This window comes from Pseudomonas sp. IT-P4, from assembly GCF_949767755.1.
Classification (GTDB): Bacteria; Pseudomonadota; Gammaproteobacteria; order Pseudomonadales; family Pseudomonadaceae; genus Aquipseudomonas; species Aquipseudomonas monachiensis.
Genome location: NZ_CATKPX010000078.1, coordinates 228413 through 252106, shown reverse-complemented (window position 1 = coordinate 252106; position 23694 = coordinate 228413). Strand labels below are relative to the sequence as shown.

21 protein-coding genes are annotated in these 23694 nt (G+C 58.0%); 14 read left to right on the top strand and 7 right to left on the bottom strand.

The window, feature by feature from the left end; genetic code table 11:
- Positions 1 to 12 precede the first annotated feature (12 nt).
- Together tal and ACM6IT_RS25820 are read right to left on the bottom strand one after the other, a co-directional pair.
- Positions 13 to 939, bottom strand: coding sequence for a transaldolase (gene tal / locus ACM6IT_RS25825; protein WP_056722034.1), 927 nt, complete (start codon positions 937 to 939; stop codon positions 13 to 15).
- Between the two features lie 201 nt (positions 940 to 1140).
- A complete protein-coding gene (locus tag ACM6IT_RS25820) occupies positions 1141 to 2106 on the bottom strand; it encodes a glycosyl hydrolase family 5 (protein WP_414914705.1) in 966 nt (321 codons plus the stop codon).
- 291 nt (positions 2107 to 2397) lie between these two features.
- Here ACM6IT_RS25820 and ACM6IT_RS25815 point away from each other — a divergent pair, with 291 nt between their 5' ends.
- From ACM6IT_RS25815 to ACM6IT_RS25780, 8 genes are read left to right on the top strand one after another with little or no spacing between them, the layout of a single operon-like run.
- Positions 2398 to 2838: a low molecular weight protein-tyrosine-phosphatase gene (locus ACM6IT_RS25815; protein ID WP_414914706.1), complete on the top strand. Its 441-nt coding sequence runs from the start codon at positions 2398 to 2400 to the stop codon at positions 2836 to 2838.
- A 39-nt stretch (positions 2839 to 2877) separates the two neighbouring features.
- Positions 2878 to 5106, top strand: a complete 2229-nt coding sequence (locus ACM6IT_RS25810) for a polysaccharide biosynthesis tyrosine autokinase (RefSeq protein WP_414918959.1) — start codon at positions 2878 to 2880, stop codon at positions 5104 to 5106.
- Between the two features lie 40 nt (positions 5107 to 5146).
- Entirely contained in the window at positions 5147 to 6229 is a 1083-nt protein-coding gene (locus ACM6IT_RS25805; protein ID WP_056722040.1) for a glycosyltransferase, read from the top strand.
- A gap of 15 nt (positions 6230 to 6244) precedes the next feature.
- Positions 6245 to 7357, top strand: a complete 1113-nt coding sequence (locus tag ACM6IT_RS25800) for a polysaccharide pyruvyl transferase family protein (RefSeq protein ID WP_414918958.1) — start codon at positions 6245 to 6247, stop codon at positions 7355 to 7357.
- A complete protein-coding gene (locus ACM6IT_RS25795; protein WP_056722042.1) occupies positions 7354 to 8583 on the top strand; it encodes a polysaccharide biosynthesis C-terminal domain-containing protein in 1230 nt (409 codons plus the stop codon). The genes ACM6IT_RS25800 and ACM6IT_RS25795 overlap by 4 nt, the downstream gene beginning before the upstream one ends.
- Complete coding sequence (locus tag ACM6IT_RS25790; RefSeq protein WP_056722044.1) at positions 8574 to 9677, top strand: hypothetical protein; 1104 nt, start codon at positions 8574 to 8576, stop codon at positions 9675 to 9677. The genes ACM6IT_RS25795 and ACM6IT_RS25790 overlap by 10 nt, the downstream gene beginning before the upstream one ends.
- Positions 9678 to 9689: 12 nt before the next feature.
- Positions 9690 to 10727: an acyltransferase family protein gene (locus tag ACM6IT_RS25785; protein WP_414914711.1), complete on the top strand. Its 1038-nt coding sequence runs from the start codon at positions 9690 to 9692 to the stop codon at positions 10725 to 10727.
- 27 nt (positions 10728 to 10754) lie between these two features.
- Entirely contained in the window at positions 10755 to 11885 is a 1131-nt protein-coding gene (locus ACM6IT_RS25780) for an SGNH/GDSL hydrolase family protein (protein WP_414918957.1), read from the top strand.
- Positions 11886 to 11959: 74 nt separating this feature from the next.
- On the opposite strand, the gene ACM6IT_RS25775 is transcribed toward ACM6IT_RS25780, so the two are convergent.
- Both ACM6IT_RS25775 and galU read right to left on the bottom strand, forming a co-directional pair.
- Positions 11960 to 12382, bottom strand: a complete 423-nt coding sequence (locus ACM6IT_RS25775) for a mannose-1-phosphate guanylyltransferase (protein ID WP_414914713.1) — start codon at positions 12380 to 12382, stop codon at positions 11960 to 11962.
- A gap of 47 nt (positions 12383 to 12429) precedes the next feature.
- Positions 12430 to 13263: a UTP--glucose-1-phosphate uridylyltransferase GalU gene (gene galU / locus ACM6IT_RS25770; RefSeq protein WP_414918956.1), complete on the bottom strand. Its 834-nt coding sequence runs from the start codon at positions 13261 to 13263 to the stop codon at positions 12430 to 12432.
- Positions 13264 to 13653: 390 nt separating this feature from the next.
- On the opposite strand from galU, the gene galE reads away from it, so the two are divergent.
- The 6 genes from galE (at position 13654) to ACM6IT_RS25740 (ending at position 19858) form a co-directional block, all read left to right on the top strand.
- Positions 13654 to 14670, top strand: coding sequence for a UDP-glucose 4-epimerase GalE (gene galE / locus ACM6IT_RS25765; protein ID WP_414918955.1), 1017 nt, complete (start codon positions 13654 to 13656; stop codon positions 14668 to 14670).
- Positions 14671 to 14902: 232 nt separating this feature from the next.
- The gene (locus ACM6IT_RS25760) at positions 14903 to 15139 is read left to right on the top strand and encodes a hypothetical protein (protein WP_046038091.1); all 237 of its coding nucleotides are present in this window, start codon (positions 14903 to 14905) and stop codon (positions 15137 to 15139) included.
- Positions 15140 to 15283: 144 nt separating this feature from the next.
- Entirely contained in the window at positions 15284 to 16345 is a 1062-nt protein-coding gene (locus tag ACM6IT_RS25755) for a polysaccharide biosynthesis/export family protein (RefSeq protein WP_056722054.1), read from the top strand.
- A gap of 14 nt (positions 16346 to 16359) precedes the next feature.
- Complete coding sequence (locus tag ACM6IT_RS25750) at positions 16360 to 17025, top strand: YjbF family lipoprotein (RefSeq protein WP_082562893.1); 666 nt, start codon at positions 16360 to 16362, stop codon at positions 17023 to 17025.
- A complete protein-coding gene (locus tag ACM6IT_RS25745; RefSeq protein WP_414918954.1) occupies positions 17022 to 17783 on the top strand; it encodes a capsule biosynthesis GfcC family protein in 762 nt (253 codons plus the stop codon). Before ACM6IT_RS25750 ends, ACM6IT_RS25745 begins: the two co-directional genes overlap by 4 nt.
- Positions 17780 to 19858 carry a YjbH domain-containing protein gene (locus ACM6IT_RS25740; RefSeq protein ID WP_056722059.1) on the top strand — a complete coding sequence of 693 codons (2079 nt, stop codon included), beginning with the start codon at positions 17780 to 17782 and terminating at the stop codon, positions 19856 to 19858. Before ACM6IT_RS25745 ends, ACM6IT_RS25740 begins: the two co-directional genes overlap by 4 nt.
- A 325-nt stretch (positions 19859 to 20183) precedes the next feature.
- Here ACM6IT_RS25740 and ACM6IT_RS25735 read toward each other — a convergent pair whose 3' ends face one another.
- From ACM6IT_RS25735 to ACM6IT_RS25725, 3 genes are all read right to left on the bottom strand, one after another.
- Positions 20184 to 21578, bottom strand: a complete 1395-nt coding sequence (locus ACM6IT_RS25735; protein WP_056722061.1) for an undecaprenyl-phosphate glucose phosphotransferase — start codon at positions 21576 to 21578, stop codon at positions 20184 to 20186.
- Between the two features lie 390 nt (positions 21579 to 21968).
- Entirely contained in the window at positions 21969 to 22628 is a 660-nt protein-coding gene (locus ACM6IT_RS25730; protein WP_056722063.1) for a winged helix-turn-helix domain-containing protein, read from the bottom strand.
- A 281-nt stretch (positions 22629 to 22909) separates the two neighbouring features.
- On the bottom strand, positions 22910 to 23650 hold the full coding sequence (locus ACM6IT_RS25725) for a winged helix-turn-helix domain-containing protein (protein WP_056722065.1): 741 nt from the start codon (positions 23648 to 23650) through the stop codon (positions 22910 to 22912).
- Positions 23651 to 23694 lie beyond the last annotated feature (44 nt).

Below are 23694 nucleotides of genomic sequence, written 5' to 3'. Positions count from 1 at the left end.
CACCCGCTCAGATCACAGCTTGGCCTGCAACAACGCCTCGAGCTTCTCCTGGTCCCGCGCAAACTGACGAATGCCTTCGGCCAGTTTCTCGGTCGCCATCGCATCTTCGTTGGACAGCCAGCGGAACTGCGATTCGTTGAGGCTCAGGCGCGCTTCACCGGCATGGCCCGGCACCAGTTTGCGCTCCAGCTTGCCGGTATCCGCGGCCAGCTTGTCGATCAGGTCCGGACTGATGGTCAGGCGGTCGCAGCCGGCCAGTTGCTCGATCTGACCCAGGTTGCGGAAGCTCGCGCCCATGACCACGGTCTTGTAGTCATTGGCCTTGTAGTAGTTGTAGATGCGGGTCACCGACTGCACGCCCGGATCATCGGCGCCGGTGTAGTCGTTGCCGTTGGCTTTCTTGTACCAGTCGTAGATACGGCCCACGAACGGCGAAATCAGGAACACCCCGGCGTCGGCGCAGGCGGCTGCCTGGGCAAAGGAGAACAGCAGGGTCAGGTTGGTCTGGATGCCTTCCTTTTCCAGGATCTCGGCAGCGCGGATGCCTTCCCAGGTGGAGGCGATCTTGATCAGCACGCGGTCGCGGCCGATGCCGGCCTTGTCGTACAGCTCGATCAGGCGATGCGCACGCTTGAGCATGGCATCGGTGTCGAACGACAGGCGCGCATCCACTTCGGTGGAAATGCGGCCCGGGATCACTTTCAGGATTTCTTGCCCCACGGCCACGCCAAAACGGTCGCTGGCCAGTCCCACATCGCCCTTGCAGTCATGGACGCAGGCGTTCAGCAGCTCGGCATACGCAGGAATGGCCGCGGCCTTGAGCAGCAGGGAAGGGTTGGTTGTGGCATCCACGGGTTTAACGCGAGCGATAGCTTCGAAGTCGCCGGTATCGGCAACCACGGTAGTCATTTGTTTGAGTTGTTCCAGCTTGGAAGTCATGGGCGTGCTCTGTCCTATGGGTCTGATGACATTACCCGAGCGCTGACAGCCACTCAAGGGCGTGTACGTGTATCGACGGCCCCTGCGGCAACAACCTGAAAACAGTTGTTTGAAAGGCGGGGCCCGGTATTGATCAATACGATGCCGAAACGCGGCACAGGTTCCAGGCAACTGACCGTCAGCACCCCGTGGACGTACCTCCTACTGCGGATTCAGCTGGGTAGAGGCAGCCATTTTTGCTGGTTTCGCTTGACCGTCGGAGGTCAGGAAACCGAAATTTCGCTCTCGGTCATTGCCGCCCGTTTCACTGTTTTTCCACTCGTAAATCGATGTCAGCGGGATGTCGAGCTTCTTGACGTCGGCGATGAAGGTGCTGATTTTGCTGGCCTGCGCTTCGATCCCGCCGTTGGAACTGAGCGAAGGAACGCCCCATTCACTGATGACCCCCGGTAGATGGAAGTTTTGCTGAATAAACGCCTGGGTTTTGCTGATCTGCGCGCCCGACATGCCGTAGGGGTGATAAGAGATCGCACTCAGGCACTGGGGGTATTCACTGACGATTTTTTTCAGCGCCAATGCTGACGTCGTGCCGGCACTCGGTGCCCGGGCGAAGCCAAAGCCGATCAGCGGCGTCGATTGTGGTTGTTCCTGCAGCGACTTGCACAGGGCGCTCATGAACGGAACAAAGGTCGTGTCGAGATTTCGGGTTGGCCAGTACTTCGCCAGGTCCGGTTCGTTCCATATTTCAATCGCGACGAGCTGTGCGCCGTATGACTGCTCCAGCCCTTTCACCGAACTGGCGAACGATTCGCCGGCAGCGACGAGTTCGCTGGTGTTGTCGGGCGCAGAGGTCAGCGCCTTGGTCGAGCGTACGGTCATCAGTACCGGCAGGTCGGCGGACTTGGCCGCGGCGAAGGCATCGCTGATCTGCTTTTGATACGCCGCGCCGCCCAGGCTGTTGGTCCACACGCCAAAGCGCACGAATCCGAAGCCAGCGGCCTTGATTTGCTCGGCGTCGGTGGGGGAGAAGGTCTGGATCTTCACCTGGACACCGATGGTTTTGTTGGCGGCAAGCAGGGGGAACAAGTCGCTGGCGTCAACCTGGCTGGCTGCACCCAGCATTAACAGGGTTGAGGCGGTGAGCCGTTTGAGACGTGCTGATTTCATGCCTGCACTCCTGGCGGGTAATGACATTTTCCAATGATTGGTTCGTTACTTTCATTTGGATGCTCGCGAGGGTGCCAAGTGCGCGAATGTTATTTTTTGTCAGGTAGTTAGTTCCGGAAAATCACAGTTATTTTTGGTCCGGTAATTCTGGTTGGGTGGCTTTTGGGGGCTGTGGTACTTAATGCACTTGTATTAACAGGGCGAATCTATTTCTCAGTGCCGCAAGGTCTTTTGGGTTCACTAAAGCCCACTCGAAATGTTGGCATATTGATATTACACGGGAAAGTAACCTTGTTCAGAAAGATCCTTGTCGTCTGCGTGGGCAATATCTGCCGAAGTCCGACAGCAGAAACTTTGCTGCGTAACGCGCTGGCCCCTTCAGCGATCTCGGTCACCTCGGCGGGCCTTGCCGCACGGGTTGGCGAGGCCATGGAACCGTCAGCCCTCCAGGTTCTGGAAGACCACGGGCACAACGCCCAAGGGTTTAAGGCGCGGCAAATTACACCGGACATCGTCAATGAATCAGACCTGATTCTGGTCATGGAAAAAGAGCATGTAAATCAAGTACTGAAGATTGCCTCTCATGCCAGGGGCAAAGTGTTTCTGCTCGGCAAGTGGCAGAGCGAGCGAGAAATACAGGATCCGTATCGTCAGGGAAAGGCCGCTTTTATTCATGCCCATGCATTGATTGAAGATGCTGTTAGCTCATGGGCGCAGCGCCTCGGACATTGATGAATATTCTTCAGATCAGTGAATGGTAAGAACAGACTTATGCAGTTACCGTCAGTAATCGGCACCCGTGACAACGATCAAGACAGCATTGATCTTCTCGGCATATTTGGCAGTTTGGTCGACCAGAAATGGTTGATCGGCGCGCTCACCGGTGCCTTCATGGCGACCGGCGTTGCCTATGCGGTTTTGGCGACTCCCGTGTACCTGGCGAACGCGCTGGTGCAGGTCGAGCCGAAGAAGAACGACATGCTCGGGTTCTCCGATCTCAACAGCATGCTCGGCGGGCAATCGCCGTCGGTGACCGAAATCGGCATCATCAAGTCCCGCGCGGTGATCGGCAAAACGGTCGATGATCTTCGCCTTGATATCGACGTCACCCCCAACACCTTCCCGGTCATTGGCGGCTTCCTCGCCCGACGTTATCGCGGCGAGACCGAGTTCAGTGTCGCGGCGCCGCGCTTGGGCCTGAACAGCTACGCCTGGGGCGGTGAGCGTCTGGAGATCAACCGGCTCAATCTGCCGAAAGAACTGCTGGGCAAGAAGCTCACGCTGGTCGCTGGCGAGCAGCATCGATTCCAGTTGTTCGATGAAAACGACAACTTGCTGGCCGAAGGCGTCGCAGGCGAAGCGTTCAAACAGGACGATGTAGAGGGGTTGATCGCTCAACTCTCGGCAAACCCTGGCACCCGTTTCGAAGTGGTGCGCAATCCACGGATCGTGACCATCCAGAGTTACCAGGATGCGCTGGATATTTCCGAGCAAGGCAAGGAGTCGGGGATCATCCGTTTGGCCCTGGCCAGCAGCGACGCGGCCGAGGCAGTGAAAATCCTCAATAAAATCGCTTCGTTGTATGTGGAGCAGAACGTGCAACGCACATCGGCGGAAGCGGCGCAGAGCCTGGAGTTCCTGCAAGGCCAACTGCCGCAGGTCAAACGCGACCTGGCCAAGGCCAGCGATGCACTCAATGGTTATCAAACCCGTGGCAAGACGGTCAACATTTCCCTCGAAACCCAATCGGTGCTGGAACAGGTCGTCAGTCTGGACACCCGTATCTCCGAACTGAAAATGCAACAGGCGGAGATGGATCGCAAGTTCACCAAACAGCATCCGGCGTACCGCGCGTTGATGACCCAGATCGGCGAATTGACCCAGCAGCAGAAGGCGCTGGAGGGCAAGGCCCAGGACCTGCCTGCCACGCAACAGGAACTGCTGAACCTGACCCGCGACGTGGAAGTGGCGTCGCAGATCTACACGCAACTGCTGAATAAATCCCAGGAGCTGGACATCGTCCGGGCGGGGGCCGTGGGCAACGTGCGATTGGTCGACCCCGCAGATGTCGACCTGACCAGTCCGGTCAAACCGAAAAAAGCCTTGATCGTGCTGATTGCAACCTTCCTCGGCGCCTTTTTCGGCGTTGCGCTGGTGTTGCTGCGCAAGTCCCTGAGCCGGGGCCTGGAAGGTCCGGAGGCCATCGAGCAACTCGGTTTGCCGGTGTACGCGTCGATTCCCTATAGCGCCTTGCAACAGGAAGAGGACAGCAAAAAAGGTCGCGCCCGGGACGGCGCGGACAAGCCGGCGTACCTGTTGGCCCTGCGTAACCCGACGGACCTGTCCATCGAGTCGATCCGCAGTCTGCGCACCTGTCTGCACTTTGCCGGGCTGGATTCGACCAACAACCGGATCATGATTTCCGGCCCGAGCCCGCAGGTCGGCAAAACCTTCGTTTCTTCCAACCTCGCGGCAGTCATGGCGCAGAGCGGACAGCGGGTGGTGCTGATCGATGCCGACATGCGCAAAGGCCATCTGCACAAGACGCTGAACACACCGATCACCAATGGCTTGTCGGACCTGTTGGTCAAGCGCTGCAGCATCGAGCAGGCGATCAATAAAGTCGAAGTCGACAACCTGCATTTCATCAGTCGCGGGCAGGTCCCGCCCAATCCTTCAGAACTGCTGATGCACGTCAATTTTCGTGAGCTGCTGGCGCAACTCAGTGAGCTGTATGACGTGGTGATCATCGACACGCCACCGCTGCTGGCGGTGACGGATGCGGCGATTGTCGGTCGTGACGCGGGGATCAGCCTGATTGTCACGCGCTTCGGGGTGAACCCGGCCAAAGAGATCGAACTGACGATTCGTCGATTCGCCCAGAACGGCATCGAGTTGAAGGGCGCGGTGTTCAACGGCGTCGAGAGGCGTGCGGCCAGTTACTACGGTAACGGTAGCTACGGCTATTACAACTACGAATACGCGTCCGACAAATCCTGAGTGTCAGCGATTGTCCTTTCATGTTTGAAGTGGGTGAGTTGTGAAAAAAATACTGCACGTGGCAGAGACGATCAAAGGTGGCGTCGCGACGGTGATCCGCACGATTTCGGCTTCGCCCGAAGGCGACGCGGCAAGCTATGAGCTGGTCTATCTGGTCCCGCAGGATCAGGAAAAGGAACTGCACGGGATTGCCGGGCAACAGATCCGCACCTTCGCCCGGACCGGACGCAATGTGCCGTCGTTGCTGCGCTTCGCCTGGCGACTGACCCAGGTGATGCTCAAGGAAAAACCCGATGTCGTGCATTTGCATAGCACCTTCTCCGGCGTCATCGGGCGTTGTGTGTGCGTGCTGTTGCGACCTTGGCGCAAGCCGAAGATCGTCTATTGCCCCCATGCCTTTTCGTTCCTGATGGAAAGCTCGCCGACCAAGCAGAAAGCCTACGCGTGGATCGAGCGGGTATTGCAGAAGGTCACCGACGTGATCATCTGCGTCAGCCAGTACGAGCTCGACAAGGCCGCGCGGTTCGGCATTGAGCGCAAGCGCATGAAGCTGATCTACAACGGCATTCATCACAAGGATGAAGCGCCGAAAGCCAGCAATCCCGAGCCGATTCATCTGCTCTTTGTCGGCCGCCTCGATTATCAGAAAGGCTTCGACGTGTTGCTCAAGGCTTTCGCCAAAGTCCAGCGCAGTGATCTGAAACTGACGGTGGTTGGCAGCGCCGTGAACGAGGATTCGGTCGAGTGTCCGCCGATGGAAGGGGTTGAATACCTGCCGTGGGTGACACCGAGCGAAGTCCAGGCGCTGTACCGCAAAGCCGATGCGCTGATCGTCCCGAGCCGCTGGGAAGGCTTTGCCATGGTGCCGCTCGAAGGCATGGCCATGGGCTTGCCGGTGATTGCCAGCAACTGTACGTCACTGCCCGAACTGGTCACCAACGAGGTGTCCGGCTACGTCTTTCCCAGCGGCGACCACCAGGCGCTGGCCGATGTACTGAAGAAAATCCAGAAGCCGCGGTTGCTCGACCTTGGCAGCGAAGGGCGCAGCATCGTCCGCGAGCGCTTCAGCGCCGCGTTGATGATCCGCCAGACCTATGACCTGTATCGCGCCCCCACTTTTTAAGTAGAACTCAAGCTTATGAACGTAACGATTTTGCATGGCTACAGTGCGTCCAACTCCGGTGACGGTCTGCTCGTGGATCTGGCCATTGCCCTGGTGCAGCGAAACTTTGGTGACGACACTTCGATCAGTGTCGTGGCCTCCGATCCAGAGTCCTTCAGCTACTTGCCGCACCCGCGTTTTGACGCGCCGGTGATGGCGGCCAAGGGGTTGGGGCGGGTCAAGCAGGCGGTGTTCCTCAACCAGTCCTACGCCGGTCTCGCTGACCTGTTGAAGAAAACCGATTTGATCGTCGGCGTCGGTGGCGGCTACATGCGTTCCAAAAGTGCCTTTGAGCACATCAAGTTGAAACTGGGCCACGCCAAGCAACTGGAAACGGCGATCCTCAGCAAAGTGCCGTCGGTGTACCTGCCGCAAAGCATCGGGCCGTTCCACGGCGAGAGCAGCAAGATCGTCGAGCACTACGCCAGCGCCGATGCGGTGTTCGTGCGTGACAACAGGTCGTCGGCGATTTTCGATGCCTGTGAAAATGTCTACCGCGCGCCGGATCTGGCGGTCCAGTCATTGGCCAGCAAGATCCTCATGCAGCCCAAGTTCACCCGTTGCGCGTCATCGCCGGCAACGGTGTGCTTGGTGCTGCGCAAGCCGCCGGAGTGGAGCAAGGAAAAGAAGGTCGCCTACGTGGCCAACTTGAAGTTGCTGCTGCAACGCTTGAAGAACAAAAGCAAAGTGGTTTGCGCGGTCCAGAGCGCCGTTCGCGGCAACGATGACGGTGCGTTCTATCGCGAGTTGGGCATTACCGAAGACCTGCTGCCGTTGAAGGCCACGCTGGCCAAATATCAGCCGGACCTGGTGATTTCCGTGCGCCTGCACGGCGCCATCGAGTCGCTGCTGTCCGGCGTCCCGGCGTACCACATCAGCTATGAGCGCAAAGGTTTCGGCGCCTATCAGGACATGGGCGTGGAAGACTGGGTGATCAACGGCGGCGATATCAATGTCGACACCATCATCGACACGGTCTACGCGCCGAACGCACTGTCCGGTTTCGGCAAGCGCCTGACCGGCACCTGCCGCGAGATCGAGGCAAAAACCGTGGCCATGGACGACATCATCAAAGGTATCGTTCGATGATATTTCGGCTACTGCTTCGCGGCGGGGCATTGGGCGCGAAGTTTTTGCTGGTGCTGGCGATCACCCATTTCCTCGGTTATGAGGCGCTGGGCTTTTACGGCGTGGTGGTCGCCGCCTCGTTGATTGCGTCGAAGTTCTACAGTGTCGGCTTCAGTTCGGAAATCAATCGGTTGATCAGCGTCGGTGGCAGTTCGCGACGGGTCGTCGACAAGGTCCTGCTGCTGTACCTGGCCGTGGGGCTGTTGTTGTCGGTGGTGACGGTGTTGGTGTATTCGCTGTTCCAGGCAGTCGAGGCAACGACCGCGCTGATCCTCTGCGTGACCCTGGTTCTGCTCACTGAACACCTGTCGTTCGAAATCAACTCCTTCGTGTTTTCCGCGCAGAAAGCCACGGCCGGTGCGCTGCTGTTTTTCATCAAGACCGGCCTCTGGGCGCTGTTGGCGGTGGGCGGGATGATGCTCGGCTGGGTGTCCGGGATCGCCAGTGTGCTGTGGCTGTGGGTTGTGGCCAACGTGCTGGTGATCGTCGCCGGTTACCTGATTGTGGTGAACGTGCACAAGGGCCGGGTGAGCGGGACGCTGGCCACGGCAACCGTGTGGAAGGCCGGGTTGCCGTTCTATCTCGGCACAGGCTTGATCGCGTTGAGTCAGTACGCCGAGCGCTTTCTGATTATCGACATCGAACCCTACGCCAGCCTCGGTAAATACGTGTACGCCTGGTCGGCGGCCAATACCTTGCAGGCGCTGTCCTATGCGGTGGTGGCGGTGGTCGGCATTCCGGTGCTCGCCAAGCGCTTTCAGGCTGATCAACAGCCGTTCACGGTTCGGCAATTGTTCGTCAACAAATGGGTCATGCGCTCGCTGGTGGTGTCCGCCGCGGTGGCGGTGCTGATTTATCTGTTCTTCAACGTTGTGCTCGATTACGTCGCCACGAGTGTTCCTCGTCCGGACAACGCAATCCTCGGCGTGTTGATTTTTTCCTTCGCCCTGCGTGCCATTGGCGACATCGTCTGGGGTGGTTTGATTGCCTCGAAGAACAGTCGCGTGTCGCTGGCCAGCGCGGCGATCTGCCTGTTGGTTTCAGTGCCGGTCAGCTACCTGCTGATCAAGCACTATTCGATTTATGGCGCTGCCTGGGGCAACGTCTTTGCGATCATCGTGCAACTCGGCGTGATTGCCGTGTTGACCCGTGTGACTCGGCCGAAAGGGGCTCTGGCATGGGGTTGAAGCTGCCGTGCATCGAGTTTCGCGGCAAGAAACTCGATTCCTCCATTTCGTTCCTGATCCTGTTCACCGGGTTGTTTCTGTCGGTGGCCATGCCGCTGCTGATTCCTCGCGATCCTGGCCCGGATGCCATGACCTTGTGGTCGTCCTACGCGCGGGCCGACAACTGCAATTTCTGGAACCCGTTCTCGCCGGATCGCTCTTCCTATGAGTGTTCGGCGTTTCTGCTGCGGCCCACGGGGATCAATCTGACCAATGCCTGGGCCTATGGCATGTTCTGCAATTTTTTCCTCACGGCGATTCCGGTGGTGGTCTTCCGGCGCATGCCGCTGGCGATCTTCGGCACGCTGTGTCTGTGGGGCATCGTTCGTTCGTTCTTCCTTGAGAACCTGACCAAGGAAATCATTGTGTCGGTGGCGGTGTTGAGCATTTTGCTCAGCTCCTTGACGCGCAAATATCGCGGCGGATTTTTCTTCTCGGCAGTGATCTACGGCGTGTTGATCCGCCCCTACTGGATTCTGTTTTCACTGTCCTGGGTCGGCGTCTGCGTGATGAAGAAGTATGTCTCGCGCTTCACTTTCTTCCTGATGCTGTTCCTGTTCTACCTGGCGGTCGCCATGGCGATCCAGGTGGCGCTTGGGTTTCCGGTGTCGTCGATTCGCGCCAGTAACAACGAACTGCGCACCGCGGGTGAGGAGGGATCCAAGTCGTTGATCGTCTCGTGGCTCAGCGGCAGCGACTTTGTCTCGCAGGCACTGGACTCGATGATCATCTTCTTCCGGCTGTCGTTCCCGGTGGAGCTGATTCTGCTGTCCGGGCCGGGCCAGGTGATCTTCGTGGCGTTGATGATCATGACCGCGTTGCTGCTGTTCAAAGTCATCACCTCGACCGATTACAAAGGTGCGCCGATCCAGACCAAACCCAAGGAACTGATCGCGATTCCGCTGGCATTTTTGCTGGTTCAAGGCCTGTTCGAACCGGACTTCGGCTCCTTCGCCCGGCACTTCTCGATGGTGGTTCCGGTGTTGTTCGTCGGCCTGGGATTGATGTTGCGGGCGAACAAGCCGGTGCAGGTTGAATCAAGAATTCTGAATTGAGGCAGGTGCTTTATGTCTAGCAAGAAAAAGTCCCTGGAGATCGAAACCCTGCGTGGCCTGGCGTGCCTGCTGCTGGTGCTCTATCACGTCATCGGCCCGTTGGGTGGCGGCTTGAAGATAGACCTGGGCTCGCCGTTCCGGGTGATCGCCGACTCGATGGTGTATGTGCGCATGCCGCTGTTCACCTTCATTTCCGGCTATATCTACTCCATCTACAAAATCCGCGGCAATGACTTTTCCGCGTTCTTCAGCGGCAAGGTGCGACGCTTGATCGTGCCGCTGTTTTGCGTGGGCGTACCGTTCTCGGTGTTGCAGGCGGTGGGGCCGGGTGTGAACAAGGACGTCGGTGTGATCGACGCGTTGTTGTCGTTCTGGGTGCCCGTCAACCACTTCTGGTTCCTGCAGGCGGTGTTCATCATTTTCATGTTCGTCGGCCTGCTGGAGTGGCGTGGTTTGCTGCGTTCGGCAACGCGCTTGTATCTGCTGTTTGCCTTTGCGGCGGTGTTGTTTGTGCTGCCGCCGTTCAAGCTCGATGCGTTTGGCATTAATGGCGCGATCTACCTGCTACCGTTTTTCGTGGCGGGGATGATTGGCCAGGAAAACGTCGATGCATTGAAGCAACGGTTCAAGGTGATCGGGCCGTTGGTGTTTGTGTTGATCTCGCTGACACTGCTGTACGTGGCGGCGGTGGATCGCGAGTTGATCGTCGACCGCCGCAGCCTGATCGGTTTGACCGTGGGTTGTGTGTCCTGCATTGCGTTGCTGTCCAGTGACATGCGCTCGAAGTGGCTGACCTGGCTCGGCGGGTATTCCTACGCGATCTTCCTGTTCCATGTGTTGTTTGCCGCCACTTCGCGGTTTGTCCTGGGGCGTTTGGGCGTGAAGGACGAAAGCCTTCTGGTGCTCGGTGGCCTGGCGTGTGGCTTGCTGGGGCCGGTGGTTCTATCGATGGTTTTCAGTCGATTCAACGTCACCTCCATGCTGTTCCTGGGTGAGCGCGCGGCGGCTAAAAAACCGCCGGCAAACGCCACCCCGGTGCCCCAGACTTGAGGTTTGTCCGAGTGAAGGAAGCGATGCATGTTGGCAGTTGATGACGTCCAGCCTGTTGCGGCGTCAGTGGTCGAAGTCGGCGACGCTCGCGAACGGTTTGGCCAGTGGCGCGAAGGCAAGGGCGGGAAAGTCCTGTCCATCTCGGTGATCGGCGACAGCTACAGCGCCGGGCAGGATTTCTATCTGAACAAACTGGTGCAGCGGCTGGCCGGGGAGGCGGGTTTCGCCGGCCCCGGCTATGTCGGTTTCAACCACGGCGCGGCACTTGGCGGCACGCACTTCAAATACAGCCGCAGCAGCGAAAAATACTTCGGCGGTGACTGGCAGGTGTCCGCCCTTGGCCAGGCCAGCCCCGACAGTCGTACCCTTGCCGGAGGGCCTGGCGCCTGGCTGGAGATCGATGCCAGCCCGACACCGGCCATCAACACGGCTGTCACCCAAGCGAAATTGCTTTACCTCGGCAATGGCGAACCCAATGAGGTTCGCTACCGCTGGGCACCGTCGCAATCCTGGCAGCCCTTGACGCTCGCAGGCTCAGGGGTACAGGAAGTGCCACTGCCAGGCATGTCGGCAGCGAAAGACTGGTCGTTCCGGCTGGAAGTGGTGAAAGGCGCGCCAACGCTCTTCGGCCTGTGGATGAGCAACGACCAGGGCGGCGTGCGGGTATCCAAACTGGCGGCGTCCGGCGCGGCGTCCGCTGACTTCTACCACGGCGATGGCCGTTGGCAGGCGCAGTGGAAGACGGTGGTGTCGAAGATTCCCGCCGACCTCTACCTGATTATGCTGGGTGGTAACGACCAGGGTTTTGGCGTGAAGCCCGAGCAGTACCTGAAGAACGTTCAGGGTTTGGTGGGGATGGTCCGCGAGATTCAACCGGCGGCGAGCATCAACCTGATCCTGCGTCAGGACACGACGCGTTCCAGTGCCTACCCGATGTCGGCCTATGCGCAAGTCCTGGAACCCTGGGCACGCAAGGAACATCTTGGTTACGCCAATCTGCAGTGCGCATTCGGCCCTGACTTCAAGCGCTATGCCGCCACCATGATCGGCCCGGACAAGATTCATCCGGTTCCGGCCACGGGCGGGCAAGTGATCGCTGATTATTTCTATCGCTGGATTGTTGGCGGGCAGGACCGCTGCGATGCGGGCCTGATGTAGGAGCTGCCGCAGGCTGCGATCTTTTGACTTGATCTGGAAAAACAAAATCAAAAGATCGCAGCCTGCGGCAGCTCCTACTGGGAGTTGCGGCAATTTTCGAATGTCTCCAGATGAGCAAGCAGCTCTGCGGTTTTTAGCGGCATCAGCTGCGTAGCGCACCGGGTCTCCACGTTGATGATGATGGCTGGGTCGTTGCAGCAAATGCGCACCCGGAATCGCCAGTCGCTGAAAATCGCTTTCAGCCCATCGCGGTCATCGATTTCCAGCGCCTGCCCGCGGTAAAGCCTTTTCAGGTGAGCGAGCAGGGGATAGGGGTCGCGCATTGGCCGGCGGATGTCTCCGGAAGAGGGAAACATACCGATCCGTTCCACCAGCAGAGTGGGGCCGAGCCAGGACTGGTTGGCGCTCGGCAACCGCTGATGTCGCGATAACGAGGACATCACCCCGAGGTTGCCCACCTCCATTTCAATGTATGCCGAGAGCTTTTTAATGTTCATGGTTGGCCTGCCTGAATGAAGAGTGGGCGTCGGGTGCTGGAGCCGTCTTAGCGGCCCTTGAGGTACAGGTTTTCGTAGCAGAAGTTGGTTGCCTGCAGGTAACCCTCGGCGTCGCCGCAATCGAAGCGCAAACCCTTGAACTTGTAGGCCAGCACGCAGCCGTTCTGCGCCTGTTTCATCAGCGCGTCGGTGATCTGGATCTCGCCGCCTTTACCCGGTTCGGTGTCGGCGATCAGGTCGAAGATATCTGGCGTCAGAATGTAGCGGCCGATGATCGCCAGGTTCGACGGGGCGTCCTGCGGGGCCGGTTTTTCCACCATGTTGTTGACCCGGTAGATCCCGTCGGAGATCGGCTCGCCGGCAATCACGCCGTACTTGTGGGTCTGGTCGCGGGGGACTTCCTGGATGGCCACGATCGAGCAGCGGAATTTCTTGTAGAGCTCGATCATTTGCGTGAGGACGCCATCACCTTCCAGGTTCAGGCACAGGTCATCGGCCAGTACCACGGCGAAGGGTTCGTCGCCGATCAACGGGCGGCCACTGAGAATGGCGTGGCCCAGGCCCTTCATTTCCACCTGGCGGGTGTAGGAGAAGGTACAGGTGTCGATGAGCTCGCGGGTTCCGGTCAGGAACTTCTCTTTCTCGGTGCCGCGAATCTGGTGCTCCAGCTCGTAGCTGATGTCGAAGTGGTCTTCCAGCGCGCGCTTGCCCCGCCCGGTGACGATCGCCATGTGTTGCAGGCCGGCGTCCCGTGCTTCTTCGACGGCGTACTCGATCAACGGCTTGTTGACGATCGGCAGCATTTCCTTGGGCATGGCCTTGGTCGCCGGCAAGAAACGAGTGCCATAGCCGGCAGCGGGGAACAAACATTTACGAATCATAAAAGTATCCTGGACAGTCATGGAACACAGCCAACGGGTGCGCGCAACAACGAGTGATTGCAAGTTTCAATGTTTATTGAAGGCTTACTTTAATACCTGAGTCTGGCCACTAGTGGCAAATAGCAATGTGCGGATAACACGACAATGTTATGAGATGTCGGGTTGATAGTTGTTGGTTATTTTTAGTCGGTATCTGTTGATAGTGGTGCGTGCGTCGGAATGCTAATAAGTATCCCGCAATACAGTTTGGCCTGAAAAAATATTTATTGCCAGTCGTTGAACTAATTTTGTTTTGGGTTGTTGTCGCTCTTATTTGTGTGGTTCAGCACACAGCTTTAACAAGAGGGGCTTGACACGCAACTTCGCACTTTTCCCACTATGGACCGCGCTATGAAAATTCTGGTAACGGGTGGAGCTGGATATATCGGTTCGCACACCACGCTCGCACTGCTTGAGGCAGGCTATGAAGTTGTTGTGCTGGATAATCTTTGCAACAGCAGCGACGCGGCATTGCACGCGGTGGAAGCCATTTGCGGCAAGAGTGCGCTGATGATTCAGGGTGATGTGTGCGATCGGGCCTTGCTGGACAGGATTTTCCAGCAGCATGCCATCGATGCCGTCCTGCACTTTGCCGGTCTCAAGGCCGTGGGCGAGAGCGTGCGCAAGCCCCTTGAGTATTACGAGACCAACGTCAGCGGCAGCATCACGCTGTGTCAGGCGATGGCGGCTGCCGGGGTGTTTCGCCTGGTGTTCAGTTCGTCGGCCACGGTATACGGCGAGCCGGAGCAGATGCCGATCCGCGAGGATTTCCCCACGGGCATCCCGACCAATCCCTACGGTCAATCCAAGCTGATCGTCGAGAATGTGCTGCGCGACCTGGTCTTGGCCGAGCCGCGCTGGAGCATCGCGCTGTTGCGTTACTTCAACCCGATCGGGGCGCATGACAGTGGCCATCTGGGCGAAGACCCGAGTGGCATTCCGAATAACCTGGTGCCCTACATCAGCCAGGTGGCGGTTGGCAGCCTGCGGGAGTTATCGATCTTCGGCAACGATTACCCCACGGTCGACGGTACCGGGGTGCGGGACTACATCCACGTCGTGGACCTGGCGGACGGCCATCTAAAGGCCTTGCAGTCCATCGCCGGGCGTACCGGCATTCATACCTGGAACCTCGGCACGGGCGATGGCTACAGCGTGTTGCAAGTGCTGCGGGCGTTCGAGCAGGCGTGCGGTCAGCCGGTGCCCTATCGAATGATGCCGCGTCGCTCGGGTGATATCGCCGAGAGCTGGGCCGACCCTTCGAAGGCGGAGAAAGAGCTGGGCTGGAAGGCCACGCGCAACTTGCAGGACATGGTCACGGATACCTGGCGCTGGCAATCGAATCACCCCAAAGGCTATCTGGGGTGATGGCGTTTTAGCCAAATGTTATTTCCGGTCAGGTTGTTAGATATCGTCGGGAAAATACACTGGTCATGCCTTTTGCAAGTCCGTAGATATAAACCTGCCGTTCGACTTTTATCAGTTGGGTAAGACTGTGAAAGAACAACGGATCTTGTCCGCACTTTTCGCGGACTTGAACTCTACCACCTCTAACGCACTACCCGATTTCGATCGGGTTGAATGTTAGAAAGGAGTTGATATGAAGAAAGTGATGGCAATTGCCCTGTTGACGATGTTGAGCAACTGGGCGTCCGCGGTAGAAGCGCCGCTTACAACTGCGACCAATGTATTGGGTAACGTGGCGGCGACTCAAGCCACTGCAGCCAGTACAGCAATGGTCGCCAGTGCTGTAGCGGCGTCCAACAGTGGTGGAAGTGCAAACGGCGGTACGACGGGTACGACAGGTACCACGGGTACAACCGGCACGCACAACTAACTGAAACATCTGTTGGTGCAGTACAAGGTCGCCCGATGCAAATCGGGTGACTTTGTTTTTAGATTCGCCCTTGAATAGCGTAGTGCCATTATGACTCGTAGTTTTTCTCTTTTAATGTTGGCAAGCATCGCTTTACAAGGTTGCATGTTTTCCCCCGGCCAATACCTGAGCACCAGTGATATCACGCGCCAGGGCGCCAGCGAGAGCAGCCGGGTCGAGCTCATTCCGATCACGCCCAAGCTCATCGCCATGAACAGGGCCACGCAAAAGCGTGAGTCCGTGCCGACGGAACTGTTGGCGGCCCCGGCCGAGTACCGCATCGGCAGTAACGATGTCCTGTACATCACGGTCTGGGATCACCCGGAGCTGACCGCACCCTCCGGCGCGCAACAGCAGATCGATGCCAACGGTCGCCTGGTGCGTGCCGATGGCACGCTCTACTACCCGTTTATCAAAGAAGTCCAGGCGGCCGGCAAAACCGTCCAGCAACTGCGATCGGACATCGAAGCCAGGCTGTCGGCCTTCATCGCCGAACCGCAAGTGGATGTCGCCGTGTTGCGCTTTTCCAGTCAGAAAGTCGTGGTGACGGGCGCCGTTTCGAAAGCCGGTCCACAAGCGATTTCCACCAATCCGCTCAGTGTGGTCGAGGCCCTCGGTTCCGCCGGTATCGATACGACGAGTGCCGACTTGTCCGGCCTGTTGCTGACGCGAAACGGGCGGGTCTACACGCTCAATCTCGACACGCTCAACCAGCCGGATTCCGAGTTGCAGAACGTTTACCTAAAGGGTGGCGATCAGTTGTATCTGCCGTACAACGACAAAAAGCGCATCTACGTCATGGGCGAGGTCAACCAGCCCCGCGCACTGAGCTTCAAGACCGCCACCATGAACCTGTCCGATGTGCTGGGCTCGGTCGGCGGATTGAGTCAGACCACCTCCAACGGTAACGCCGTGTACGTGATCAGGGGTGTTGAAAACCTCGATGTGGAGCCGGCGAAGGTCTACCAGTTGCAAGCCCAATCACCGACCGCCATGGCGCTGGCCACGCACTTTGAAGTACGTCCCCAGGACGTTGTCTACGTAGGTCCTGCCAACGTGACTCGCTGGAATCGCTTCGTCAGCCAATTGGTGCCGTCGGCAGCGATTGTCGGTACGGGCGCATCCGCGGCGAAGAACATGAGTGAAGTCAGCAGCAACAGCAATTAAGGCCGGGTCCGATCGTGAGAACGTTGAATGTTGGCGTCTGCTTGATAGCGGCCTTGATGTTGTGTGGCTGTAACCCGCTGATGGTCGCTTCGGTGACCAACCTCAAGTCGGCGGTGTCGGGGCCGGATGAGCTGGACGTGACGGCGGCCCAGGTGGCGGATGTGCGCTATCCCCAGCTCAAGCTGACCACGCCGTCCGGTTCCGGTGTGCTGGCGCTGGTGCGTGAGCGCGACGACCTGCAATTCTGGGTCGCGTCCGGCAAACAGGTTCTGCTCATGCGCGATGGCCTGGCAGTGCGCAGCATCGGCCTGGGCCTGGACGGCGATCTGGACGGCACGCGCCTGGCTGATGTCTCGCCCTTCAAGCAAGGCCTCCATCAAGTACCCGATGGCTACACCAGCCAGCGCTGGATCGATCTCTACCAGGGCCAGGAAGTCGGGGTGACCTTGAACAGTCGCTTCTCCCGCAAATCCATGGAAACCCTGGAAATCCTCAACAAGGAATACGCCGTGCTACGTGTCGATGAGCAGATTGACGCGCCGGCCATCGGCCTGCGTGCGACCAATCGTTACTGGGTCGATCCCGTTGACGGTTTCATTGTGCAGAGTGAGCAGCAACTGACCTCGCAGTTGCGGGTCAAGATCGTGCAACTGACCCCAGACCGCAGGCATGCCCGGTGAAGCGGGTCAGGGCTCTATCGGCGTGCCTGCTGTTGATCACCGGCATCAGCCATGCAGCGGTCACCGTCACCGGTGACGTTGCCAACCCGGGGGCGGTCGAGCTGCCGGCGGGCGGGAGATTGCTGGACGTGATCAGCGTGGCACAACCCAATGTCGAGAGTTACTGGTTGGCGGCCGTACTGCTGCGTAAATCCCTGGTCGAGCAACAGACCCGCCTCAAGGCCGGGGTGCTGTTCGATCTGGACGTGTTGCAGCGCATGGCCATGCTTTTCGACAGGCCGAGCCGGGCTGCCCTGGCGGTGCGGTTGGCCGAGCAAGTCAGGCGCATGCCGGTCACCGGACGCCAGGTGGCTGTCCTGGACCCGGTCGCCGTGGAAGTCGGGTTTGCCCGCAACATTCGCCTGGACGACGGCGACCGCCTCATCTACCCGTTGCGGGTCGACGAAGTCGAGGTGCTCGGCGCTGTCGCCGAGTCGTGTCGGTTGCCCTATCAAGCGCTGCAAGAGGCCCGCGATTACCTGCGGGGTTGCACGCCGCTGGCCGATGCGGACGCCGATTACCTGTGGTTGATCCAGCCCAATGGCGTCACCCGGCGCGTCGGCATTGCCCACTGGAATCGCGAGAGCGGGCAGATACCTGCCGCCGGCAGCAAGATTCTGGTCCCGGTCAAAAACGATGACCTTGATCCGCCTATCCCTGAACTGAATCAGCAGTTGGCCGAATTTATTGCCACGCAGCTGGCTGAGGTGGTTCGTTGAATTTACGTTTTGCAGCCGTATTGTTATTGCCGTGTGGTCTGGCTCATGCAGAACCACGCATTACCCAGAATGATTTCGGTGGCGCGGGCTTGTTGCAAACGCCGACGGCGCGCATGGCGCCGGCCGGTGAGTTGAGCCTGAATGCCAACCGCACCGACCCCTACAGCCGTTACAGCGTTTCACTTCAGCCACTTGAGTGGCTGGAAGGCTCGTTTCGCTACACCGCGATCACTAACCGCCCTTACGGCCCCGAATCGTTGAGCGGCAACCAGAGCTATAAGGACAAGGCGGTCGACCTCAAGGCCCGCCTGTGGGAAGAAACCCATTGGGCGCCCGAAGTGGCCTTGGGCTTCCGGGACATCGGTGGTACAGGCCTGTTCTCCAGTGAATTCGTGGTGGCCAACAAGCGCTACGACAATTTTGATTTCAGCGCCGGCATTGCCTGGGGTTACCTGGGCAACCGCGGCGACTTCGAAAACCCGCTGGGCTACGTCAGTGATCGCTTCAAGACCCGGCCCGACAGCGAGGGCACCGGTGATGTCAACGCCGGGGCCTATTTTCGCGGCAGCCCATCCTTTTTCGGCGGCGTGAGCTACCAGACACCCTGGGACCGGCTCAGCCTGAAACTCGAATACGAAGGCAACGATTACAAGCACGAGCCGAAGGACAACCAGATCAAGCAGGACTCGCCGATCAACCTCGGCGCGGTGTTCAAAGTAACTGACTCGATCGACCTCAGCGCAGCCTGGGAGCGCGGCAACACGGCGATGTTCGGCGTCACCTTCCACACCAACTTCGCCAGCCGCAAGGCGCCGGCGAAGACGTTCGATCCGCCGGCTGAACCCTTGCCAGCGAAGGCGCCGAGCACCGGGATGGATCAGGTCAACTGGGCCGATGTGTCTCGGCGCCTGCAGCAAAATGCCGGGTACAAGGTCGAGCGTATCAGCCAGCGCGATTCCGAGTTGATCGTGTATGGCGAGCAGCAGCGTTACTTCCATTCGGCCAAGGCCGTCGGCCGCGCGAGCCGGATCCTGGACAACAGCGTCAACGACGATATCGACTGGTTCACCGTGGTGAACAAGCGCTACGACCTGGCGCTTGAAGAAACCAGCGTGCCTCGGCAAACCTTCCGCGAAGTGATCAACAACGAAGAGCCGTTGCAAGCCCTGCATCGCACCACCGAAATCAATCCGGCGATGCCGCACAACGAGAAAACCCTCTACACCGAAGCGATGCAGCCATTCGCTTATGGCGTCGGGCTGGGCTTCAAGCAGAACGTCGGTGGCCCCGATGGCTTGCTCTATCAGTTCAGCGCCGACGCGGACGCCGAGTACCGCTTCAACCGCAACACCTGGTGGAGTGGTTTGCTCAGTGCCAACCTGATCAACAACTTCGACAAGTTCACCTATGACGCACCCAGCGGCTTGCCCCGCGTGCGCACGGACTTGCGCCAGTACATGACCACGTCGGATGTCACCATGCCGTTGTTCCAGGTCAGCCATGCCGAGCAGTTGGACAAAGACCTGTATGGCATGGTGTACGGTGGCTACCTGGAGTCGATGTTTGCCGGCGTCGGGGGCGAGGTGCTGTTCCGTCCGACCGGCGAGCGCTGGTCGGTGGGCGCGGACCTGAACTACGTGCGCCAGCGCGAGTTCGACCAGGGTTTTGGCTTGCGTGATTACTCGGTGTTGACCGGCCACATCACCGGCTACACCGACTTGCCCTACGATACGCTGGCAGCCGTCAGCGTCGGGCGTTACCTGGCTGGCGACTGGGGCGGCACGCTGGATATCTCGCGAGAGTTTTCCAACGGCGTACGCTTTGGTGCCTGGGCAACCATCACCACCGCAACCGGTGCTGAATATGGCGAAGGTAGTTTCGACAAAGGCATCTACCTGTCCATTCCGTTCGACGAACTGATGAGCATGTCGACCATGCGCCGTGCCAACCTCGTCTGGTCGCCACTGACCCGGGACGGCGGTGCACGGCTCAATCGCAGCTACCAGTTGCACTCCATGACGGATAGCCGCGACGACGACATGTTCTACCGCAACTTCGAGAAGATCACTGAGTAACCTGAGCGAGCTTGCTCGCGAAGGCGTCAGCACATTCAGCATTGATGTTGACTGATCCGGCGCCATCGCGGGCAAGCCACGCTCCCGCAGTGGTCATTTGGCAACCCGAAGACCCAGACAACCCCCAATCCCCTGTGGGAGCGGGCTTGCTCTCGATGGCGTCAGTACATCCAGCATTGATGTTGACTGATACCCCGCTATCGCGAGCAGGCTCGCTCCTACACTGGTCTTTTGGTGATCCATAAATCCGGGCAGTCCCAAATCACAGCCACAAAAAAGGGGACTTGCGTCCCCTTGCGGTGTTGCCTTGTGCAGCCCTAAACCTTCAGTAGATGTCCTTCGACAACAAGGTGAACGGCGTTTTCACCAGAATCTTCAGGTCCAGCCACAACGACCAGTTGTTGATGTACTTGAGGTCGATCTCGACACGCTTCTGCATCTTGTCGATGGTGTCGGTCTCGCCGCGGCAACCGTTGATCTGCGCCAGGCCGGTGATGCCCGGTTTGATTCGATGGCGCGCCATGTAGGCGAGAATCTTCCCGGAGTAGTAGTTGTTGTGCGCGACGGCGTGAGGGCGCGGGCCGACCAGCGCCATTTGCCCTTGCAGCACGTTGAACAGTTGCGGCAATTCGTCCAGCGAAGTGCGACGGATGAAGCGTCCGACGGCGGTGATACGCGAGTCGTTACGGCTGGCCTGTTTGACCTCATGGTCATCGTGCACACGCATGGAGCGGAACTTCCAGACCTGAATCACTTTGCCGTTCCAGCCATGGCGGTCCTGCTTGAAGAATACCGGGCCAGGGGAGTTGAGCTTCACGGCCAGGGCGATGACCAGCAACACCGGGCTCAGCAGGATAATGGCCAACAGGGCCACGCTTTTCTCCACCAGGCTTTTACTCAGCGCGGCGGTGGGCCGGCTGGTCAGCGGACTTTCGTTCAAGTAGATCGCCGGCAGGCCGTCCACGACTTTCACCGAGTGATTGAGCAGCGTCAGGCTGTTCAAGTCCGGCACCCAGACCACGTCAACGTTGGCATCCAGCAAGTCGACGTACATGGCTTCGATTTTTGCCGCTTCCGACAGGGGCAGGGTGATGTACAAACGACGGATGTCATGGGTCTTGATCAGTTCCAGCAGGTCTTCCTGGGCGCCGACGATGCTGGGTGCGCCCGGCTCCAGTGAGGGAGGGGCGCCGTTGCTGACCAGGCCCACCAACGGCAGGTTTTCGAGGTCGCTCAGCTTGTTCGCCAATCCCAGCGCCAGTTCACCGGTGCCGACGATCAGGGTTTTATGCTCGCTTTTGCGTGACCGCTGGTAGAACTTCGAGAACGCATGCAGCGGCGCATACAGCAACGCCTGGCCGAGGAAACCGTACACCGCCCAACCCAGGATGACTTGTCGGGAAAACAGCTCATCGGCCTTGCAGATAAACGCGATGCACGCCAGCGCGGCCATCGTCATGGACCAGCCCATGAACAGGCGTCCCAGCCCTGACAGATAATTGTCTCTTTTGCGGTACACACCGCTGAACGTATAAGCCGGAACCGAGGCCAGTACGGCGAGCGTTGCGCACATCCGGTAATAGAACTCGACCGTCCCAGTGTGCCGCTCGGCAAGTATGAACAACAGGGAAACTACAAAGCCCTGTGCCAGCGCCCATTGCCCCCAAAAGGTAAGTCCCTTGAGGCCGGTGTTTCGATTGATACTAAGAGTAAGATCCATACAATATCCCCAAAAGACGTCCATTCAGGTTTCGACAGTTGAAATCCGAGTTGTTAAACAGACTTGTTATTGTTGTTATAGCGAGTGTCCTGAGGTAACAACGTCGATATGCCGAACTGTCGTCAGTCAATAGACTAAGTTATTGGCGGAGATGCTGTCTGACGAGTTCTAACAAGGTGGCAAAGTGCCAACTATCAGGATTTTAGAAAACCCGATCGTTAGAAAAGGTCGAATGGAAGAGGGTGAATAATTAGAGTGGTCTTTGGTATTGTAGGAGGGGAGGGGATGAGGGCGGTCTGACTAGCGCGGAGGTTGAAACCAAACAGAGTGCTTTTTTATTATTGTAGTCGCACTGTTTCTGTTTGTTTTATTCGCTAAGGGTGGAGGTGTTTACGCCACGACTTCCTGGATCAGGCAATAGCCACGATTTCTTACTGCGCGAAACAGTCGTTCACCGTTACTGGCCATTTTGAATTTGTCTTGCAGTCGACTCAGGCACATTTCCAGGCCGCGATATTGTTCCGGCTCCCTGCCGATGCTGAGGATCAGTTCGTCTCGACTGACGACACGCTCTTCATGGTGCAGCATTTTCTTTACCAGCGCGGCTTCCAATCCGGTCAGGCTGATCTCGACGCCCTCTTTTACCAAGGCGCTTTGATCCTTGTCGAGTTGCCAGGCTTCGCTGTAAGGAGTGTCGCCCTCAATGGTTTGCGCAATATCGTTGGCTGCCCCGGTCGTTGCCGGCATGCTGTGGAATGGATTCGTCGATTGCGCTGCCAGCCATTCGGATTCCAGGGTCGCCAGTAGTCGCTGTGTATCATGTTCGATACTGCGCGCTACGTTTTTCCTTGAAACGCTTGGGTAGCTGAACTCCATCAGCACAGGAGCGGAAGAGGGTGAAGCAACGCCTTCAATAAACATTTGTGCCTGGGAGGTGCCAAACGAGTTGAAGCGCTCACTGGACAGGATGGTCTCAAGTTCACGCTGCGACGTTGTGCTGTGGGTCACGACGACAAAGTATTTCCTTGGGAGGGTTGTACTAGTTTCCATGTCTCTCTCCTGAAGTACACACCAAATTTGGCTAAAAGATGATCGGCAGGGGAGCAATGACTCCCTGGGAAGTAGTCGAAAGGCAGGGTCTGGGCCCAAATTTGGCCCTCGATGGGTTCCACTCGATCTGCTGCTATAGAATAAACTTTTATTGTTATGGTTAGATGTTGCCACGGTCATGGAATCGATAAGTGCCTTTGGTATGAAATACAAGAAACGCTGAAGCCGAGGTCTTTGTATTGTTGATAAAGTTGATGCTAAAGCGCCATCTTTTCGGTGTGTCAGAGAGTTGAAATCAGTCCCCTCATCAACCGGTACCCATGCCCGCGGATGCTCTGGATAGCGTTTGTGCCATAGGTGTCCTTGATTTTTCCACGAAGGCGACTGATCGATTTTTCCAGCGCCCTGGGGTCATAAAAGTTGCTGTTGAGCCCCATGATGTTGGCAATTTCATCGTGACTTAGTATGTGGTTACTGGTTTGCGCAAAGGCTTCCAGGATCTTCATTTCCGCAAAGGAGATGTCCAGCTTCTTGCTGGTGCCCAGTAGGCAAATACGGGTGGGGTCCAATATCAAATTGATATCTCTTTGCCATTCTTCACTGCTGAAGAACTCGGCGAGCAACTCAGAGCTTTCATCGGAAAGGGTATTGAACTTGATGCAGTAGTCGGCCCCCGCAAGATAGTACTTGATCTTGTTGTAGGTGCCTCGGCCCGTGATGACCGCGCAAATGATGGGCTTCAAGTTGCCGTTGCGCAGGTTTTCCACTAGCGCGAGGCTTTCCTCGAGGGCCTGGGGGCTGTCGATGATGATGAAGATGGCGCGATACGAACCAGAGCGTTCATTCTTCTTGAATGAACTAGTGTAGGAATTGGCCTCTAGTGCCATATCGGTCCGCACATGCCTTGCGACTAGCGCTCTAAAATGTTCAGCCACGCCACGGGTACGACCCAGAGTGAGAACTCCGGGTTCATCGTTTGTCTGGCGCTGGCTTCTAGTCGCTAAGTTCCCTGTAAGCATCATGCATTGACTCGAATAGGTGCTGACATCGGGATGTTAAAGCACCG